The sequence below is a fragment of the Anoxybacillus sp. ST70 genome (assembly GCF_019553625.1).
In the GTDB taxonomy this organism is placed as follows: domain Bacteria; phylum Bacillota; class Bacilli; order Bacillales; family Anoxybacillaceae; genus Anoxybacillus; species Anoxybacillus gonensis.
In genome coordinates, this window is sequence record NZ_JAHZOF010000007.1 from 129,011 (window position 1) to 148,469 (window position 19,459).

Annotated in this window: 24 protein-coding genes; all 24 read left to right on the plus strand. The window is 45.5% G+C overall.

All coding sequences use genetic code 11. The features are described 5' to 3' along the window. The first annotated feature begins 104 nt into the window (after positions 1-104). The 24 genes from K1I43_RS10785 to nuoH all read left to right on the plus strand — a co-directional run bounded on the left by K1I43_RS10785 (position 105) and on the right by nuoH (position 19,451). Positions 105-1,148 (plus strand): L-threonylcarbamoyladenylate synthase, encoded by a 1,044-nt coding sequence (locus K1I43_RS10785; RefSeq protein ID WP_026011871.1) that lies wholly within the window; start codon positions 105-107, stop codon positions 1,146-1,148. Between the two features lie 62 nt (positions 1,149-1,210). Then, positions 1,211-1,756, plus strand: a complete 546-nt coding sequence (locus K1I43_RS10790) for a manganese efflux pump MntP (protein ID WP_009360972.1) — start codon at positions 1,211-1,213, stop codon at positions 1,754-1,756. 106 nt (positions 1,757-1,862) lie between these two features. Beyond that, a complete protein-coding gene (locus K1I43_RS10795; RefSeq protein WP_019418635.1) occupies positions 1,863-2,297 on the plus strand; it encodes a low molecular weight protein arginine phosphatase in 435 nt (144 codons plus the stop codon). A 14-nt stretch (positions 2,298-2,311) separates the two neighbouring features. Then, complete coding sequence (locus tag K1I43_RS10800; RefSeq protein ID WP_019418634.1) at positions 2,312-3,604, plus strand: methyl-accepting chemotaxis protein; 1,293 nt, start codon at positions 2,312-2,314, stop codon at positions 3,602-3,604. Positions 3,605-3,691: 87 nt separating this feature from the next. Further along, on the plus strand, positions 3,692-4,135 hold the full coding sequence (gene rpiB / locus K1I43_RS10805; RefSeq protein ID WP_006320966.1) for a ribose 5-phosphate isomerase B: 444 nt from the start codon (positions 3,692-3,694) through the stop codon (positions 4,133-4,135). Between the two features lie 22 nt (positions 4,136-4,157). Next, a complete protein-coding gene (locus tag K1I43_RS10810) occupies positions 4,158-4,718 on the plus strand; it encodes a TIGR01440 family protein (protein WP_238148444.1) in 561 nt (186 codons plus the stop codon). Between the two features lie 81 nt (positions 4,719-4,799). Further along, positions 4,800-6,035, plus strand: coding sequence for a serine hydroxymethyltransferase (gene glyA / locus K1I43_RS10815; protein WP_009360967.1), 1,236 nt, complete (start codon positions 4,800-4,802; stop codon positions 6,033-6,035). A 98-nt stretch (positions 6,036-6,133) separates the two neighbouring features. Continuing rightward, the gene (gene upp, locus K1I43_RS10820) at positions 6,134-6,763 is read left to right on the plus strand and encodes a uracil phosphoribosyltransferase (protein ID WP_009360966.1); all 630 of its coding nucleotides are present in this window, start codon (positions 6,134-6,136) and stop codon (positions 6,761-6,763) included. Positions 6,764-6,773: 10 nt separating this feature from the next. Beyond that, on the plus strand, positions 6,774-7,910 hold the full coding sequence (wecB, locus tag K1I43_RS10825) for a non-hydrolyzing UDP-N-acetylglucosamine 2-epimerase (RefSeq protein ID WP_026011869.1): 1,137 nt from the start codon (positions 6,774-6,776) through the stop codon (positions 7,908-7,910). 166 nt (positions 7,911-8,076) lie between these two features. Next, positions 8,077-8,304, plus strand: coding sequence for an AtpZ/AtpI family protein (locus K1I43_RS10830; protein ID WP_009360965.1), 228 nt, complete (start codon positions 8,077-8,079; stop codon positions 8,302-8,304). After that, positions 8,301-8,678, plus strand: a complete 378-nt coding sequence (locus tag K1I43_RS10835) for an ATP synthase subunit I (RefSeq protein ID WP_009360964.1) — start codon at positions 8,301-8,303, stop codon at positions 8,676-8,678. Before K1I43_RS10830 ends, K1I43_RS10835 begins: the two co-directional genes overlap by 4 nt. Before the next feature lie 6 nt (positions 8,679-8,684). Then, positions 8,685-9,395: a F0F1 ATP synthase subunit A gene (atpB, locus tag K1I43_RS10840; RefSeq protein ID WP_006319877.1), complete on the plus strand. Its 711-nt coding sequence runs from the start codon at positions 8,685-8,687 to the stop codon at positions 9,393-9,395. 51 nt (positions 9,396-9,446) lie between these two features. Further along, complete coding sequence (atpE, locus tag K1I43_RS10845) at positions 9,447-9,659, plus strand: F0F1 ATP synthase subunit C (protein WP_003253662.1); 213 nt, start codon at positions 9,447-9,449, stop codon at positions 9,657-9,659. A gap of 170 nt (positions 9,660-9,829) precedes the next feature. After that, positions 9,830-10,339, plus strand: a complete 510-nt coding sequence (atpF, locus tag K1I43_RS10850; protein ID WP_009360963.1) for a F0F1 ATP synthase subunit B — start codon at positions 9,830-9,832, stop codon at positions 10,337-10,339. After that, positions 10,336-10,872: a F0F1 ATP synthase subunit delta gene (locus K1I43_RS10855; RefSeq protein ID WP_019418630.1), complete on the plus strand. Its 537-nt coding sequence runs from the start codon at positions 10,336-10,338 to the stop codon at positions 10,870-10,872. Before atpF ends, K1I43_RS10855 begins: the two co-directional genes overlap by 4 nt. Before the next feature lie 24 nt (positions 10,873-10,896). Next, on the plus strand, positions 10,897-12,411 hold the full coding sequence (atpA, locus tag K1I43_RS10860; protein ID WP_009360961.1) for a F0F1 ATP synthase subunit alpha: 1,515 nt from the start codon (positions 10,897-10,899) through the stop codon (positions 12,409-12,411). Positions 12,412-12,480: 69 nt separating this feature from the next. Then, positions 12,481-13,341: a F0F1 ATP synthase subunit gamma gene (locus K1I43_RS10865; protein WP_009360960.1), complete on the plus strand. Its 861-nt coding sequence runs from the start codon at positions 12,481-12,483 to the stop codon at positions 13,339-13,341. Between the two features lie 28 nt (positions 13,342-13,369). Beyond that, positions 13,370-14,791 (plus strand): F0F1 ATP synthase subunit beta, encoded by a 1,422-nt coding sequence (atpD, locus tag K1I43_RS10870; protein WP_009360959.1) that lies wholly within the window; start codon positions 13,370-13,372, stop codon positions 14,789-14,791. A 24-nt stretch (positions 14,792-14,815) separates the two neighbouring features. Then, a complete protein-coding gene (locus K1I43_RS10875) occupies positions 14,816-15,220 on the plus strand; it encodes a F0F1 ATP synthase subunit epsilon (RefSeq protein ID WP_019418628.1) in 405 nt (134 codons plus the stop codon). A 123-nt stretch (positions 15,221-15,343) separates the two neighbouring features. Beyond that, positions 15,344-15,742, plus strand: coding sequence for an NADH-quinone oxidoreductase subunit A (locus K1I43_RS10880; protein WP_019418627.1), 399 nt, complete (start codon positions 15,344-15,346; stop codon positions 15,740-15,742). After that, positions 15,733-16,245 carry a NuoB/complex I 20 kDa subunit family protein gene (locus K1I43_RS10885; protein WP_006319894.1) on the plus strand — a complete coding sequence of 171 codons (513 nt, stop codon included), beginning with the start codon at positions 15,733-15,735 and terminating at the stop codon, positions 16,243-16,245. The genes K1I43_RS10880 and K1I43_RS10885 overlap by 10 nt, the downstream gene beginning before the upstream one ends. 3 nt (positions 16,246-16,248) lie before the next feature. Then, on the plus strand, positions 16,249-17,346 hold the full coding sequence (locus K1I43_RS10890; RefSeq protein ID WP_220382663.1) for an NADH-quinone oxidoreductase subunit C: 1,098 nt from the start codon (positions 16,249-16,251) through the stop codon (positions 17,344-17,346). Positions 17,347-17,349: 3 nt separating this feature from the next. Then, on the plus strand, positions 17,350-18,450 hold the full coding sequence (locus tag K1I43_RS10895) for an NADH-quinone oxidoreductase subunit D (RefSeq protein WP_009361914.1): 1,101 nt from the start codon (positions 17,350-17,352) through the stop codon (positions 18,448-18,450). Beyond that, positions 18,450-19,451 carry an NADH-quinone oxidoreductase subunit NuoH gene (gene nuoH, locus K1I43_RS10900; protein WP_026011867.1) on the plus strand — a complete coding sequence of 334 codons (1,002 nt, stop codon included), beginning with the start codon at positions 18,450-18,452 and terminating at the stop codon, positions 19,449-19,451. The genes K1I43_RS10895 and nuoH overlap by 1 nt, the downstream gene beginning before the upstream one ends. Positions 19,452-19,459: the final 8 nt, after the last annotated feature.

Here is a 19,459-nt window from a genome sequence, read left to right on the forward strand (position 1 = left end):
TGGTTTGTGTGAATCTTTTATACTCATGGAAGAAAAAAGTTGTAAAATGCGTGTGAAATGTTGATAAAAAAGCAAGCGATTTGAATATTTATGAGGTGAAAACGTTGAAGACACAGGTGTTTTTTGTGGATAAAAATGTGGATGATTTAAATACTTATCCACACATTTTGCAAGCCGCTTCGTATTTACAGCGAGGTGAGCTTGTCGCTTTTCCGACAGAAACGGTGTATGGTCTTGGTGCGAACGCGATGTCCACGGCTGCTGTGGAAAACATTTTTGTCGCCAAAGGAAGACCGAGCGATAATCCACTGATTGTCCACATTGCGACAAAGGAGCAATTGCACGATATTGCCTGCGACATTCCCCCTGTCGCACACACATTGATGGACCATTTTTGGCCTGGACCGTTGACGCTTATTCTTCCAAAAAAAGAAGCCGTGTCTCCACGTGTGACGGCAGGGTTGAACACGGTAGCCGTTCGCATGCCGAATCATCCGATTGCCCTTGCGCTCATTCAGGCAAGCGGTCTGCCTATTGCTGCGCCAAGTGCGAATCGTTCCGGAAGACCAAGTCCGACGACGGCTAAACATGTGCTAGATGATTTAGATGGACGCATTGCGGCCATTGTCGATGGAGGGGCAACAGGCGTCGGGGTGGAATCGACGGTTATTGACTGCACGACAGCAATTCCGACGATTTTACGACCGGGTGGCGTAACGAAAGAGGACATTGAACAAGTGATCGGTGTTGTGGATATCGATCGTGCGCTTGTGGAAAAAGGAGCGGTGCCGAAATCTCCGGGAATGAAATATACACATTATGCTCCCAAAGCGCCGTTAATTGTCGTCAACGGTTCTTCGACCTTTTTGCAACAACTTGTGAATGAAAAGCGCGCCAACGGCTTAAGAGTAGGAGTGTTGACGACAGAAGAACGTCGTCACACATATGAAGCTGACGTTGTCATTCCTTGTGGACGACGGAGCGATTTACGGACGGTTGCTCAACATTTATATGATGTACTGCGAGCGTTTGATGAAACGAATGTGGATATCATTTATAGCGAGTCTTTCCCGAATGAGGGGATGGGTGTAGCCATTATGAACCGTTTATTAAAAGCAGCAGGTCATGAACAAATCATGGAAAAATGATGTCTAAACTCCTTAGGGTGTGCATATGTTAACGTGAAGGCACGTCCTAAGGGGGCATTCGTATGATTGGGGAAATGATCACATTGGCGATGATGGCATTTGCGTTAGGAATGGATGCATTTTCAGTCAGCCTCGGCATGGGGTTGCTTCGGCTTCGTTTGAAACAAATCGCCTATATTGGATTAACGGTCGGTTTCTTTCATATCGTCATGCCTTTAGCAGGCATGATGATTGGGCAGCTATTATCTGTCCAGCTCGGTCATATGGCGACGTATATCGGTGGGGGATTGTTGTTTATTCTCGGTGTGCAAATGGTCATCGCTTCGTTTCGTCATGAACAAGAACGTTGGCTGAGGCCTGTTGGCATCGGTTTGTTTTTATTTGCATTTAGCGTCAGCCTCGACAGTTTTTCTGTCGGACTCAGTTTAGGGATTTACGGAGTAGAGATCGTATTAGCGGTCATGGCGTTTGGGGTTACGAGCATGGTGTTGACATGGATTGGGCTGCTTCTTGGGCGGCGTTTTCAACGTTGTTTAGGTACATATAGCGAGGCGCTCGGTGGCGCCATTTTGCTTTTGTTTGCATGCAAACTTTTATTTCCGCTATGAGCTGGAGCGTTTCCAGTTCTTTTTTCTTTTTTTCGCTCTATATTTTGTCCAACCGTTTGCTTTATAATAATAGTAAACATGTGGGAATGATGCGAGGTGTGAATAAGTGAATCAAACGAACGTTTTGTTTGTATGCACAGGAAATACGTGCCGCAGTCCGATGGCAGAAGCGTTGCTAAAGCATAAACAATTGCCGCATGTGCAAGTGAGATCAGCCGGCATATTTGCGTTTGATGGAAGTGACGCTTCACAACATGCGAAAGCTGCGCTCGCTGAAAAAGGAATCCATATCGACCATCGTGCGACGTTATTATCGAAAGAACATATTGATTGGGCGACGTACGTGTTGACGATGACCGAAAGTCATAAACAACATGTGTTAGCGCGTTTCCCAGAGGCAGAAGGAAAAACGTTTACGTTACACGAATTTCTTGGGGGCGATAAAGATGTCGTCGATCCGTTTGGTGGCTCCATTGACGTGTATCGTCAAACGCGCGATGAGCTCGAACAAGCAATCGAAAAGCTACATGAAAAGCTATAAAGCAAGGGGGATGTATGATGGGGGGAAAATACACATTTAGCTTACAAAAAAAGCTAGCCATTTTTACAACTGTATTAGCAATCATTACGTATTCAACGAGCGCTTTTTACATTTATGTGCTTTACGACTATGTAAAACAATGGCTTCCGTTTAGTAAAAATACGTTTACAATTTTGACGTTGCTTCTCGGTATTTTTTGGTCTGGTGTCTTAGCATATTTTGCGGCGCGTGTCATTACGAAACCGCTTTCTCAACTGGAGCAAGCAGCGTTAAAAGCGGCGGAAGGTGAAATCGGACAAGATGTGCCTGTGCCAAAATCCGATGATGAAATTCGTGCGCTTGCGCTCGCGTTTAACGATATGTTGCGAAGCTTGCGTGACATGGTGCGCAACATTCAACAAAATTTTGCGCATACGAATGAAAAAGTAGTAGAGATGACAAACGTGTCTCGCATCGCTGCGGAACAAGCGGAAAACATTGCGCGCACGATTGATGAAATTTCAAAAGGGGCGGACAATTCAGCCGTTGCGATGCAGACGACGGCAGAAGCGGTGGAAGATGTGTTAGTGATCGCAGGGAATGTACAACAAAAAGCGATGCAGTCTGAAAAGCTATCGACCGATATGGTCGAAACGCTTGAACAAAGCCGTCGCGTCATCGGTTCACTTATTGCAGGCATTCAACAATTAGCGAAAAACAACGAAGCGTCATTACATGTTGTGCGGCGTTTAGAAGATCATGCGAAAGAAGTCGGGCAAATTATTTCGCTGGTTGGAGATATTGCAGGACAGACGAATTTACTCGCGCTCAATGCTTCGATTGAGGCGGCGCGTGCTGGTGAACACGGGAAAGGTTTTGCTGTCGTTGCAGAAGAAGTAAGAAAGTTGGCAGATGAAAGCGCCAAAGCAGTACAAGGTATTTCTGAGCTTGTGCAAAACATCCAACATGAAGTAGGAAACGTCGTCAATCAAATTACAGAGCAAGTGAAAAAAGCAAATGATGAGGCGAAAAAAGGAAATGAAACAAACGAAGCAATTTCGCATATGAGCGCATCGATTCATGAAGTGGCAGATGCGGTGAAACAAATTGCCCAACTTGTCGATGAACAAATGAAATACATTCAACAAACATCTGTTCAATCACAAGAAGTTGCGGCGATTGCCGAACAAACGTCGGCCGGTGCTGAAGAAGTGACAGCAGCGACACAAGAACAAACAGCGGTCATTGAAAGCATGCGCGAGCTAGCGACAGAACTAGGAGAACAAGCAGAAAAATTAAAACAAACGATTGCCCGTTTTCGTTTGTAAGCATAATAAATGATGAAAAGACCGTCTCGACCCGTTAAAATGAAAAGAGACGGCTTTTTCTTTATAACGATAAGGAGGGGTTCAAACGTGAAAGTAGCCATTGCATCAGACCATGGTGGCATTCGAATTCGTGAGGAAATCAAAAAACTAATGGATGAAATGGGTATCGAATATACAGACTTTGGGTGTGAGTGTGAAACATCGGTCGATTATCCAGATTATGCCCTGCCAGTTGCGCAAAAAGTGGCGAGCGGCGAATTTGACCGCGGGATTTTAATTTGCGGAACAGGAATCGGCATGAGCATCGCAGCAAACAAAGTGAAAGGAATTCGTTGCGCCCTCGTTCACGACGTATTTAGTGCAAAAGCGACGCGCGAACATAACGACAGCAATATATTAGCGATGGGAGAGCGCGTCATCGGACCAGGATTGGCACGAGAAATTGCGAAAGTATGGTTGACGACTCCGTTTGAAGGAGGCCGTCACGAAAAACGCATTCAAAAAATTTCTGCTTATGAAAACGAGCAATAAAGGTGGGAATAGCGTGACGGACATGGAACGATGGCGCAATGAATGGCAAACGGCGCTAGCTGAGTTTCGTGCACAAGTGCCGCTAACGGATAAAGATGTTGTCGTCATTGGATGTAGCACAAGTGAAGTCATTGGGGAAAAAATTGGGACGGCAGGAACGATGGACGTGGCGGCCATGTTATTTCAAGAACTAAAACGGTGGCACGACGAAACGGGGGTACAGCTTGCGTTTCAATGTTGTGAACATTTAAACCGCGCATTAGTTGTGGAACGACAAACAGCTGTGACAAAGCAGCTTGAAATCGTGACGGTCATTCCGGTTCGCCACGCTGGTGGAGCGATGGCGGCATATGCATATACGCAATTTCGCGATCCTGTCGTTGTTGAACATATTCGGGCAGATGCAGGCATCGACATCGGGGCTACATTAATTGGCATGCATTTAAAGCACGTCACTGTTCCTGTGCGAACATCGATCAAACAAATTGGACATGCGGTGCTCACATTTGCGAAAACACGACCGAAACTGATCGGGGGCGAGCGCGCCGTGTATTCGCAAGAAAAGGCGAACAAATCATGTTGAATCGGTTAAATTTGTTCACTTTTTCATTTGAAAATGTGTTAAGATAAAAAAGAATATTCACACTTTAGGGGAGGATTGTCAATGAGTCGCTTGTCACAGCAAGATCCGCAAGTATTTCAAGCTATTCAAGATGAATTAAAACGACAACAAACGAAAATTGAATTAATTGCATCAGAAAACTTCGTTAGCGAAGCGGTCATGGAAGCGCAAGGGTCGGTATTAACGAACAAGTATGCAGAAGGATATCCGGGACGTCGCTATTACGGCGGTTGTGAACATGTTGACGTCGTTGAAGAGCTTGCGCGTGAGCGTGCAAAACAATTGTTCGGAGCCGAGCATGCAAATGTTCAGCCGCACTCAGGAGCGCAAGCGAACATGGCTGTATATTTTACCATTTTAGAGCACGGTGATACTGTACTTGGCATGAACTTATCACACGGAGGGCATTTGACGCACGGTAGCCCGGTTAACTTTAGCGGCATACAATACAATTTTATTGAGTATGGCGTCGATCCAGAAACGCACCGTATTAACTACGATGACGTTCGTGAAAAAGCATTAAAACATAAACCGAAATTAATCGTTGCTGGGGCAAGCGCATATCCTCGCACGATTGACTTTGCGAAGTTTCGTGAAATTGCCGATGAAGTAGGCGCTTATTTCATGGTCGATATGGCACATATCGCTGGGCTTGTTGCGGCAGGGTTGCATCCAAATCCTGTTCCTTATGCTCATTTTGTGACGACAACAACGCATAAAACGTTGCGCGGTCCACGCGGGGGAATGATTTTATGCCAAGAGCAATTTGCAAAACAAATTGATAAAGCGATTTTCCCAGGCATTCAAGGCGGTCCGCTCATGCATGTCATCGCTGCCAAAGCTGTTGCGCTCGGAGAGGCGTTGCAAGATGATTTCAAAACATATGCGCAAAACATCGTGAACAACGCCAAACGGTTAGCAGAAGCGTTAACGGCAGAAGGGTTTACACTCGTTTCTGGCGGAACGGACAACCATCTATTGTTAATTGACTTGCGTTCGATCGGATTAACAGGAAAAGTTGCTGAGAAAGTGCTCGATGAAATCGGCATCACCGTGAATAAAAATACGATTCCATACGATCCAGAAAGCCCGTTTGTCACAAGCGGTATTCGCATCGGTACAGCGGCCGTAACAAGCCGCGGCTTTGGTCTTGAGGAAATGGATGAAATTGCGCGCATCATTTCCATTGCGCTCAAACATAAAGACGATGAACAAAAATTAGACGAAGCGCGCCGCCGCGTTGCAGCATTAACAGAAAAATTCCCATTGTACGTATAACGACAGGTGTCCCGAATGGGGCACCTTTTCTTCGGTTGAATCATCGTCTGTTTTTATGTAAAATTTACAAGAATGCATATGAAAAAGGAGCGATTGACATGAGTAAAGTGTACGTATTTGATCATCCGTTAATTCAACATAAGCTTACATACATTCGCGACAAACATACAGGAACAAAAGAGTTCCGTGAGCTTGTCGAAGAAGTAGCGACGCTCATGGCATTTGAAATTACACGCGATTTGCCGCTTCAAGAAGTTGAAATCGAAACGCCTGTCAGCAAAGCAAAAGCGAAAGTGATCGCAGGAAAAAAATTAGGCATCATCCCGATTTTACGTGCAGGAATCGGAATGGTTGACGGGATTTTAAAGCTTATTCCAGCCGCAAAAGTTGGACATATCGGTCTATATCGCGATCCGGAAACGTTAAAACCGGTCGAATATTACGTGAAACTTCCAACGGATGTTGAAGAACGCGACTTCATTGTCGTCGATCCGATGCTTGCGACAGGTGGATCCGCTGTGGAAGCCATTCATGCGTTGAAAAAACGTGGCGCAAAAAACATTAAATTTATGTGTTTAATTGCTGCGCCAGAAGGAGTCGAAGCGGTGCAACAAGCGCATCCGGACGTCGATATTTATATCGCTGCGTTAGATGAAAAGTTAAACGATCACGGCTATATTGTGCCAGGTCTTGGCGATGCTGGAGACCGTCTATTCGGAACGAAGTAAGGTGGGTATAATGAATAAACGAAAAGTGATGACCATTTTCGGGACGAGACCGGAAGCGATCAAAATGGCTCCGCTCGTTTTAGAGTTGCAAAAGTACGAAGACATTGAATCGATTGTGACTGTGACAGCACAACATCGCCAAATGCTTGATCAAGTGCTCGATATTTTTGGCATTCAACCAGATTATGATTTAAACATTATGAAAGAGCGCCAAACGCTTGTCGATATTACGACAAGGGCGCTTGCCGGCTTGGACGATGTTATGAAAAAAGTACAGCCTGACATCGTGCTCGTTCATGGCGACACGACAACGACATTTGTCGCTAGTCTGGCGGCGTTTTACAACCAAATTGCAGTCGGACATGTAGAAGCAGGACTTAGAACGTGGAATAAGTACTCGCCATTTCCGGAAGAAATGAATCGACAATTGACGGGGGTATTAGCTGACTTGCATTTTGCCCCGACCCCAAAAGCAGCCGAAAATTTACGTGCAGAAAACAAGCCAGAGCACGCCATTTTCATTACAGGCAACACAGCGATCGATGCGTTAAAAACAACGGTGCGCGAGACTTATACGCATCCGATTTTAGAAAAGGTAGCGGGAAGCCGCATGATTTTATTGACAGCGCATCGTCGTGAAAACCTTGGCGAGCCGATGCGAAACATGTTCCGAGCGGTGAAAAGGCTCGTTGAAAATTACAATGACGTGCAAGTCGTTTATCCTGTTCATTTAAATCCGGTCGTGCGCGAGTTAGCGAACGACATGTTAGGAAACGATGAACGCATTCATTTAATTGACCCGTTAGACGTCATCGACTTTCATAACTTTGCGGCGAGAGCGCACATCATTTTAACAGATTCAGGCGGTGTTCAAGAAGAAGCCCCTTCACTTGGCGTGCCTGTACTCGTCTTGCGCGACACAACTGAACGACCGGAGGGCATCGAAGCCGGAACGCTCAAGCTTGCGGGAACAGATGAACAAACGATTTACGCGCTAGCAAGCGAGCTATTAACAGATGAAAAAGCGTACGAGCAAATGGCGAAAGCGTCCAATCCGTACGGTGACGGTTGGGCATCGAAGCGGATTGTCGAAGCGATTCGTTACTATTTTAAACAAAGCGATGTTCCGCCAACGCCATTTCAATAAGAAAAAGGGATGTGACGACGCATCCCTTTTTCTTACCAAAAATTTTCCCTATTTTTGTGACCGAACACATTGACATCGTGTTTTCACTATTGTATGCTTACAAAGGGATAAGGATAACCTTTTTAAAAATACAGTAAATTCTGAAAATGAAAAGTGAGGCTTCCGTATGCGACAACATGAGCGCCATCCGTTTCGAGCGATCGGTTTGATGACGGCCATCTCCTCTCAACTTGTCGGTTCCGTTTTAGTTGGGGTTTTTGGAGGGCGTTTTGTCGACGAGCGTTTTGGTACCGAACCGCTTTTTTTAATTGTCGGTTTGCTTCTCGGATTAGCGGCTGGTGTTTATGCGATGATTCGCCTCATTCGCTCATTTTTTTCAGGAGAGGAAAAATGAACGAGTTACAGCAACATTGGCGCCGTCACAAATCATACATACTATACTTGCTGTCGATTTACGTGTTAGGTTGGGCATTTACGCCTTATCAGCAAGCGTTTTCAAGTTTGCTTCTCGGGACGGTTATCAGCCTATATAACGGTTGGACGATGGTGCGGAAAGTGGAGCGGTTTGGACAAGCGGTTGCGTCTGGACAAAAAGCGCGCTCGCTTGGCATGATGTCGCGCATGGCTGCTGCTGCGTTCGCTGTATTTATTGCTTTTCGTTGGCCTGAACAGTTTTCTGTCGGCTGGATCGTATTGGGATTAATGACATCTTATATTGTCATTATAATAGATTTCTTTTTCCAAAAAACAAAAGGGGAAGAGAGGTGAGTACAGATGCATCACGAAGCTCCTTTATACACGCTGTTTGGCTTAACATTTAACTTAGCCAACGTATTAATGATTACGGTTACATCCGTCATCGTCTTTGTCATTGCCGTATTAGCCACGCGCAACTTAGCGATGAAGCCAACGGGAATGCAAAATTTTCTTGAATGGGTTATGGATTTTGTCAAAGGAATTATTAAAAGCAACATGGATTGGAAAACAGGTGGACGCTTTCATATGCTCGGCATGACGCTCATCATGTACATTTTTGTAGCGAACATGCTCGGTCTGCCGTTTTCAGTCGTCATCGACAATAAGCTATGGTGGAAATCACCGACAGCTGATCCAGTCGTGACGTTGACGTTGGCGACGATGGTTGTCGCGTTATCGCATTACTATGGCATTAAGCTTAACGGGTTTAAAGAATATGCAAAAGGATTCGTTAGCCCAATGCCAATTTTGTTCCCATTAAAAATTATTGAAGAATTTGCGAATACATTAACGCTCGGTCTCCGTCTATACGGGAACATTTTTGCGGGTGAAATTTTGTTAGCGCTCTTAGCGGGAAGTTTAGCGACAGGAGTCGGCGGAACAATTGCGGCGATCATTCCAACGATCGCATGGCAAGGATTTAGTATTTTCGTCGGCGCGATCCAAGCGTTTATTTTCACGATGTTAACAATGGTTTATATGGCGCACAAAGTGAGTCATGACCATTAATTTTCAATACACATTCATTTCAACATAAAAAATTGAAGGAGGACTTTTCAAATGGGTGTATTAGCAGCTGCAATTGCAATTGGTTTAGCGGCACTTGGTGCTGGTATTGGTAACGGTTTAATCGTATCTCGTACAGTAGAGGGAATTGCACGTCAACCAGAGGCGCGCGGTATGTTACAAACAACAATGTTTATCGGGGTAGCGTTAGTCGAAGCGATTCCGATCATCGCGGTCGTTATCGCGTTCATGGTTCAAGGTCGTTAAAACTGAGCGCTCGTTCGAAACGAGCGGTAACTGCATACGGAAACGAAACTCGTTCAACAATGGCGAAGATCATTCCATGAGAACCTTCGCCATTCCTTTATGTTCGTACGCACACGTTCCGACTAGTATTCGGGCGATTTTTGAAGGGAGTGAAACGCGCGGTGGTAAACATGTTTGTATTAGGCGCTGGTGGACATGGGTTCAACGGCGGCGATATCGCATTCCAATTAGTCATGTTCTTATTGCTCATGTTTTTGCTTCGCAAATATGCGTTCGGTCCATTAATGGGCGTCATGAAACAGCGCGAAGAGCATATTGCGAACGAAATTGAGCAAGCAGAAAAGCATCATCAAGAAGCGAAAAAGCTTGCAGAAGAGCAACGTGAATTAATGAAAAAGTCACGCCAAGAAGCGCAAGCGCTGATCGAAGAAGCTCGCAAGCTTGGCGAAGAGCAAAAAGAGCAAATCATTCAAGCCGCTCGTCAAGAAGCAGAGCGCTTAAAAGAGGCAGCGAAAAAAGAAATCGCACAAGAAAAAGAACAGGCGATGGCAGCGTTGCGTCAACAAGTCGCTTCTTTATCTGTACTTATTGCATCAAAAGTCATTGAAAAAGAGTTGAGCGAACAAGATCAAGCGAAGCTGATTAGTGAGTACATTCAAGAGGTAGGAGAAAGCCGATGAACAAACAAGTCGTAGCGAAACGATATGCGTCGGCACTTTTTGAAATTGCGAAAGAACAGCAGCTTCTTGATCAGCTCGAACAAGAACTTCGCGTCGTCAAACAAGTGTTTGCACAAAATGAAGCGCTTCTTTCTGTGCTAAACCATCCAAAAATTGCGCTAACGAAAAAGAAAGCGCTCGTCCAAGAAGCGTTTGCGAACATTTCGACGGTATTGCAACATACGCTCATGTTGCTTTTAGATCGCCATCGCATCGACATCGTGAACGATTTAGCAGATGCGTTTATTGCGCTAGCAAATGAAGCACGCGGTGTAGCTGAGGCGATCGTTTATTCGGCTCGTCCGTTAACGGAAGACGAAACGAATGCGCTTGCAGACGTGTTTGCGAAAAAAGTTGGCGTCGACGCGCTTCGCATTACAAACGTCATTGATAAAGATGTGATCGGCGGCGTCAAAGTGCGCATCGGAAACCGCATTTTCGACGGAAGCGTCAGCGGAAAATTAGCAAGATTACAGCGACAGTTAACTCGCTAACATTTATAGATAGGGGTGAAATGCATGAGCATCAAAGCGGAAGAAATTAGCGCGCTGATAAAAAAGCAAATTGAAAACTATCAGTCTGAAATCGAAGTGAGCGATGTCGGTACAGTCATTCAAGTTGGTGACGGAATCGCTCGTGCTCATGGCCTCGACAACGTTATGTCAGGAGAGCTTGTTGAGTTTGCCAACGGCGTCATGGGATTGGCGCTAAACTTAGAAGAAAACAACGTCGGTATCGTTATTTTAGGACCGTACACAGGCATTAAAGAAGGCGATGAAGTACGTCGTACAGGTCGCATTATGGAAGTGCCAGTAGGTGAAGCGTTAATCGGTCGTGTCGTCAATCCATTAGGTCAACCAGTTGACGGACTTGGTCCAATCGAAACGACAGAAACTCGCCCGATTGAAAGCCCAGCGCCTGGCGTTATGGATCGTAAATCTGTCCATGAGCCACTTCAAACGGGAATTAAGGCGATTGACGCGCTTGTGCCAATCGGTCGCGGTCAACGTGAGTTAATTATCGGAGACCGTCAAACAGGAAAAACGTCCGTTGCAGTAGATACAATCATTAACCAAAAAGGGAAAAACATGATTTGTATTTATGTGGCGATCGGACAAAAAGAATCAACAGTTCGTAACGTCGTTGAAACGTTGCGTAAATACGGTGCATTAGATTACACAATCGTCGTTACAGCGTCTGCGTCACAGCCAGCTCCGCTTTTATTCTTAGCACCATATGCGGGCGTAACGATGGGCGAATACTTCATGTACAAAGGACAACACGTTCTTGTTGTATACGATGACTTATCAAAACAAGCGGCAGCTTATCGTGAGCTTTCGTTATTATTACGCCGTCCGCCAGGTCGTGAAGCGTATCCAGGTGACGTATTCTACTTGCATTCTCGCTTGCTTGAGCGGGCAGCAAAATTAAGCGATGCGAAAGGTGCAGGTTCATTAACAGCGTTGCCGTTCGTTGAAACACAAGCGGGCGACATTTCAGCATACATTCCAACGAACGTCATTTCCATCACAGACGGGCAAATTTTCTTGCAGTCTGACTTGTTCTTCTCAGGCGTGCGTCCAGCGATTAACGCCGGTCTTTCTGTATCGCGCGTCGGTGGGGCAGCACAAATTAAAGCGATGAAAAAAGTATCTGGTACGTTGCGTCTTGACTTAGCGGCATATCGCGAGTTAGAGGCGTTTGCGCAGTTCGGTTCTGACCTTGATAAAGCAACACAAGCGAAACTTGCTCGCGGTGCGCGCACAGTTGAAGTGTTAAAACAAGGTTTACATGAGCCGCTACCAGTTGAAAAACAAGTAGCGATTATTTACGCATTAACACGCGGCTTTTTAGATGACATTCCAGTAGAAGACATTCGCCGCTTTGAAAAAGAGTTCCATGCATGGTTAGACAAAGACGAAAACGGTCAAAAACTGATGGAACATATTCGCACAACAGGCGATCTTCCAAACGAAGAAGACTTCAACAAAGCGATTGAAGCGTTCAAAAAGACGTTTGTTGTATCGGAGTAAGAAAAGTGAGCGGAACAGCTTAGCTGTTCCGTCCCTTTCAACAATTGAGCGAAAAAGGTGGTGAAACCTTTGGGAGCATCGTTACGCGATATAAAAGCGCGCATTAACACGACAAAAAAGACGAGCCAAATTACAAAAGCGATGGAAATGGTCTCGGCATCAAAATTAAATCGTGCGGAACATAATGCAAGATCGTTTACGCCGTATATGGAAAAAATTCAAGAGGTCGTCGCGAGCGTCGCGCTCGGAAGCAACGACGCTTCTCATCCGATGCTTGTGAAGCGCCCGGTAAAAAAGACGGGATATTTAGTCATTACATCTGACCGTGGCTTAGCTGGCGCCTACAACAGCAACGTGCTTCGTACCGTTTTTCAAACGATTCAAGAGCGTCACCGTTCGACAGAAGAATATGCGATTATTGCGATTGGTCGCGTCGGCTTAAACTTCTTTAAACGCCGCAATATTCCGGTAGCTTTACATATTACCGGTTTGCCAGATCAACCAACGTTTGCGGACATTAAAGAAATTGCGAACAAAACGGTGAACATGTTTGCAGATGGTACGTTTGATGAATTGTATATGTTTTACAATCATTTCGTAAGCGCCATCCAACAAGATGTGACGGAGAAAAAGTTATTACCATTAACCGATTTAGCATCGGAGAAAAAGTTGACCACTTACGAATTTGAACCGTCACAAGAAGAAATTTTAGAAGTGTTGTTGCCGCAATACGCTGAAAGCTTAATTTATGGCGCGTTGCTCGATGCGAAAGCGAGCGAGCATGCTGCGCGGATGACAGCGATGAAAAACGCAACAGACAACGCAAAAGAATTGATTCGGACACTTACGCTTTCTTACAACCGCGCTCGTCAAGCAGCGATTACGCAAGAAATTACAGAGATTGTGGCCGGAGCGAACGCCTTGCAATAGCTTAAGCAGTTAGTTAGGAGGGAAAACGATGGCAAAAGGACGCGTTATTCAAGTTATGGGTCCTGTTGTAGACGTAAAGTTCGAAGACGGACACTTACCTGCGATTTACAACGCCCTAAAAATTAAACATAAAGCGCGTAACGAAAAAGAAGTCGATATCGACTTAACGTTAGAAGTAGCCCTTCACCTTGGGGACGACACAGTGCGCACAATTGCGATGTCAACGACTGACGGATTAGTGCGTGGAATGGAAGTCATCGATACGGGAGCACCGATTTCTGTTCCTGTCGGTGAAGTCACGCTCGGACGCGTATTTAACGTATTAGGAGAGCCGATTGACTTAGGAGAAGATATTCCAGCAGACGCTCGTCGCGATGCAATTCACCGTCCAGCACCAAAATTCGAACAACTTTCAACACAAGTTGAAATTCTTGAAACAGGGATTAAAGTTGTAGACCTTCTTGCCCCTTATATTAAAGGTGGAAAAATCGGTTTGTTCGGTGGTGCAGGAGTAGGAAAAACGGTTTTAATCCAAGAGTTAATTAACAACATCGCGCAAGAGCACGGTGGTATTTCTGTATTCGCCGGCGTTGGTGAGCGTACGCGCGAAGGAAACGACTTGTACCATGAAATGAAAGACTCTGGCGTTATTAACAAAACAGCGATGGTATTCGGTCAGATGAACGAGCCGCCTGGAGCACGTATGCGCGTTGCGTTAACAGGATTAACAATGGCGGAATATTTCCGTGATGAGCAAGGACAAGACGTATTGTTCTTCATCGACAACATTTTCCGTTTCACGCAAGCAGGTTCAGAAGTTTCTGCCCTATTAGGACGCATGCCTTCAGCGGTAGGTTACCAACCAACACTTGCGACAGAAATGGGTCAATTACAAGAGCGTATTACATCAACAGCTGTCGGTTCGGTTACGTCGATCCAAGCGATTTACGTTCCAGCGGACGACTACACTGACCCAGCACCAGCGACAACGTTCGCACACTTAGATGCGACAACAAACTTAGAGCGTAAATTATCAGAGATGGGTATTTACCCAGCGGTAGACCCGCTTGCATCGACATCTCGTGCGCTTTCACCAGAAATTGTTGGAGAAGAGCATTACCAAGTGGCGCGCAAAGTGCAACAAACGTTGCAACGCTATAAAGAATTACAAGACATTATCGCCATTCTTGGTATGGATGAGCTTTCAGAAGAAGATAAACTTGTCGTTCATCGCGCTCGTCGCATTCAGTTCTTCTTATCACAAAACTTCCACGTCGCTGAACAGTTTACAGGGCAACCAGGTTCATACGTACCTGTAAAAGAGACAGTTCGTGGCTTTAAAGAAATTTTGGAAGGAAAATATGACCATCTTCCAGAAGATGCGTTCCGCTTAGTTGGCCGCATTGAAGAAGTAATTGAAAAAGCGAGAAAAATGGGCGTAGAAGTTTAATAAGGGACCGAGGAGGATTTTTTCATGAAGACGATTAAAGTCAGTGTCGTAACTCCGGACGGCCCAGTGTATGAAGCGGATGTGGAAATGGTAAGCGCTAAAGCGCAAAGCGGCGAACTCGGCGTGTTGCCAGGGCACATTCCGATGGTCGCACCGCTAGAAATTGGCGCGGTTCGTTTAAAAAAAGGAAACGCGACTGAGCTCGTGGCGGTGAGCGGTGGCTTTTTAGAAGTTCGCCCTGATCGTGTGACGATTTTAGCGCAAGCAGCAGAACGAGCAGAAAGTATTGACGTTGCGCGCGCAAAAGCGGCGAAAGAGCGGGCTGAACGCCGCTTGCAAGCGAAACAAGATGATATTGATCATAAACGGGCGGAATTAGCTTTACGTCGTGCGATTAACCGTTTAAATGTTGCGAATCGCAATTTTTAACCCTAGGAGCATCGTCTCTTAGGGTTTTTTTGTTTATTTTTGGAACAAGTTTTATCGACACATATGTGAAGAAGTGATATAATGTTATCGGTTACAGTCGTAATAGTATGACGTTTTTGAAAAATGTGTATAAAGTCACAAAGGGGTGGGACATCGTTGAACGTTTATGTAAACAGTTATGTAGTCGTCTTTGTGTTTCTTTGTTTAGGCATTTTACTTCCAATCGTTGCACTCACGGCGGGGCGTTTTCTTCGTCCACATGCGCCAAATGCAGCGAAACAAACAACGTACGAAAGCGGATTAGATCCGTTCCACGATTCACGCGTGCAGTTTAACATACGGTATTACATTTTTGCGTTATTGTTCGTCATTTTTGACGTAGAGACGGTATTTTTATATCCGTGGGCGGTGGCGTTTGAAAAGCTTGGTGCATTTGCGCTCATTGAAATGCTCATTTTCGTCGTCATGTTGTTGATTGGACTTGTGTATGCTTGGAAGAAGAAGGTGTTAAAATGGATGTAAAATTATTGAACGTATCAGATCAAGAAATGGAAGAAATGCGTCGCAACGTTTTTTTAACGACGTTAGAACAGCTCAAAGCATGGGCGCGCAGCAACTCATTATGGCCGCTCACGTTCGGTCTTGCCTGTTGTGCGATTGAAATGATGGGGGTTGGCTCTTCGCATTACGATTTAGATCGTTTTGGTTCTTTTTTCCGTACGTCGCCTCGCCAATCCGACGTCATGATCGTCTCAGGAACGGTGACGAAAAAAATGGCGCCAATCGTTCGCCGTTTATATGATCAAATGCCTGAACCGAAATGGGTGATTGCGATGGGTTCTTGTGCGACAGCAGGTGGGCCGTATGTAAAATCGTATTGCGTCGTAAAAGGTGTTGATCAAATTGTACCGGTTGACGTATATATTCCAGGCTGTCCGCCAAATCCAGCTGCATTAATTTATGGCATTAACAAACTGAAAGAAAAAATTCGCTACGAAGCGAAAACAGGAAAGAAGGTGCTGTAAGTTATGGATGAAAAAGATTTACAGCAACTAAAAAAAGAGGCGGCGGAACGGGCGAAACAATTAGCGAAAGAGCGTCTTGCGACGAAGCAAGCAGCGGAACAAACTGAGCCTCCGCTCGAAGGTGAAGAAGACCTTGCGCTAGCGAAGAAAAAAGCAGCAGCAGCAGCGAAAGCAAAAGCTGAAGCGTTAGCGAAACAAAAAGCGGCAGAGTCAGGGGAATTAAGCGAAGAAGAATTGGCGAAGAAAAAAGCAGCGGCAGCAGCGAAAGCGAAAGCCGCGGCGTTAGCAAAACAAAAAGCGGCAGAGTCAGGGGAATTAAGCGAAGAAGAATTGGCGAAGAAAAAAGCAGCGGCAGCAGCGAAGGCGAAAGCCGCAGCGTTAGCGAAACAAAAAGCGGCAGAGTCAGGGGAATTAAGCGAAGAAGAATTGGCGAAGAAAAAAGCAGCGGCAGCAGCGAAAGCGAAAGCCGCAGCGTTAGCAAAACAAAAAGCGGCAGAGTCAGGGGAATTAAGCGAAGAAGAATTGGCGAAGAAAAAAGCGGCGGCAGCAGCGAAGGCGAAAGCCGCAGCGGCAGCAAAAGCAAAAAGTGCAGATGTCGCTGAAGAAAAAGAGGAAAAGCCGTCACCAAATCAGCCATATCTCGACAAATACGTTAAAGTCATTGAAGAACATCTCGGAAAAGATGTATTAGAAAACGCTTACATCAATCGTTTGTCGAAAGACGTGCCGACGCTCGTTGTAAAAAAAGATACATATTTTAAAGTGGCTGAGTTTTTAAAATATAATGAGCAGCTAAGTTTTGATTATTTATCAGAATTGCACGGAACAGACTTTCAAACGCATATGGAAGTGTATGTGCACTTATATTCGTATAAAAATCGCCAATCAGTTGCGTTGAAAGTAAAAATTGATCGCGATCAACCGGTCATTGACTCGCTCGTTCCGCTTTGGCCAGGAGCAAATTGGCCGGAGTGTGAGGCGTATGATTTGCTTGGCATTCGTTTTGAAGGTCATCCGCAACTCATTCGCATTTTCTTAGGGGAAAACTGGGTCGGCTATCCGCTTCGGAAAGATTACGAGCCGTACGATATGGAGGGTTAAGGCGTGCTGAGAACAGAGGAGATGCTTTTAAACGTCGGACCGCAACATCCGAGCACACACGGCGTGTTTCGTCTCGTGTTAAAAATCGATGGGGAAATCATTAAGGAAGCGACTCCTGTCATCGGTTATCTTCATCGCGGGACAGAAAAAATCGCAGAAAATTTGCAGTATACACAAATCATCCCATACACTGATCGCATGGACTATTTATCAGCGATGACGAACAACTACGTCATTTGTCACGCAGTAGAGACGATGATGGGCATTGAAGTGCCGGAGCGTGCCGAGTATTTACGCGTGCTTGCGATGGAGCTCGGTCGCATTGCGAGCCACCTCGTTTGGTGGGGAACGTATTTGCTTGATATTGGTGCAGTCAGTCCGTTTTTATATGCGTTTCGTGAGCGGGAAATGATTATTAATCTATTAAATGAACTATCAGGTGCGCGCTTAACGTTTAACTACATGCGTGTGGGCGGCGTGAAATGGGATGCGCCAGACGGATGGATTGATAAAGTAAAACAGTTCGTTCCATATATGCGCAAACAGCTAGAAGGCTACCATGAACTTGTCACGGGAAATGAAATTTTCCGCAACCGTGTCATCGGAGTTGGCAAGTACACGAAAGAAGAGGCGTTAGCATATTCGCTAAGCGGCGTCAATTTGCGTTGTACTGGTGTGAAATGGGATTTACGAAAAGATGAACCATATTCTATTTATGATCGATTTGATTTCGATGTTCCTGTACGTACAGAAGGAGATTGTTTTGCGCGCTATGAGTGCCGACTTGCTGAAATTGAACAATCGCTTCGTATTATCGAGCAGGCGTGCGAGCAGTTTCCAGATGACGGCGAGATTATGGCGAAAGTGCCGAAAATTATTAAAGCGCCACCGGGAGAAGCGTATGTGCGCATCGAGTCACCGCGTGGGGAAATCGGTTGTTATATTGCGAGCGACGGGAAAAAAGAGCCGTATCGCTTAAAATTCCGTCGACCGTCATTTTATAATTTACAAATCCTTCCAAAACTATTAAAAGGGGAAAATATCGCGAATTTAATTGCGATACTTGGCGCGATTGATATCGTGCTTGGGGAGGTCGATGGATGATGATGGAACAACTTTTGCAGTCGACGCCAAGCTGGACGAATGTCGCCATTTTCTTTGCGATTGGCGTTGGACTATTGCTCGTTGTATTAGGATTTGTCACGTATGGCATTTTAGCGGAACGAAAAGTGATGGGATTTATGCAAGGCCGCATCGGTCCGAACCAAGTTGGAGGACGCTGGGGGTTGCTGCAAACGGTGGCTGACGTTTTAAAGCTATTGTTAAAAGAAGATACGATTCCAAAAGCAGCCGATCGCCCGTTGTTTATTTTAGCACCGGTCATCGCGTTTGCCCCTGCATTTATGGTGCTTGCCGCACTGCCGTTTACCGATGCGTTGCAATTTGCTGATATTGGCGTCGGGCTATTGTATTACATCGCCGTTTCCGGATTAACGACAATCGGAGTGGTGACAGGCGCATGGGCATCGAACAACAAATATGCCCTGCTTGGCGGCATGCGCGCAGCTGCGCAAATGATTTCATACGAAGTGCCGCTTGTCATGTCTGTCATTGGTGTCATTTTGTTGTCGGGAAGCTTAAACTTAAACGACATTGTCGAAGCGCAAAAAGATGTATGGTTTATCGTTGTACAGCCGATCGGCTTTCTCGTTTTTCTTATTGCCGCTGTGGCGGAGTTAAACCGAACGCCGTTTGACTTGCCGGAAGCGGAATCGGAACTTGTTGCAGGATTCCATGTTGAATATTCTGGATTCCGCTGGGCGTTTTTTATGCTCGCAGAGTACGTGTACTTTTTTGCGATGGCAGCATTAACGACGGTGCTCTTTTTAGGAGGATGGCATCCGCTTCCGTTTCTCGACTTTATTCCAGGGGCCGTTTGGTTTGCGTTAAAGTTTAGTCTTGTCGTCTTCTTATTTATTTGGTTTCGCATTACGTTTCCGCGTGTGCGTGCCGATCAATTGATGGAGTTTGGTTGGAAAGTGTTATTGCCTGTTGCGCTCGTCAATATTTTTGTCACAGCTCTTGTGAAACAACTATTTTTTTAAATAAAAAG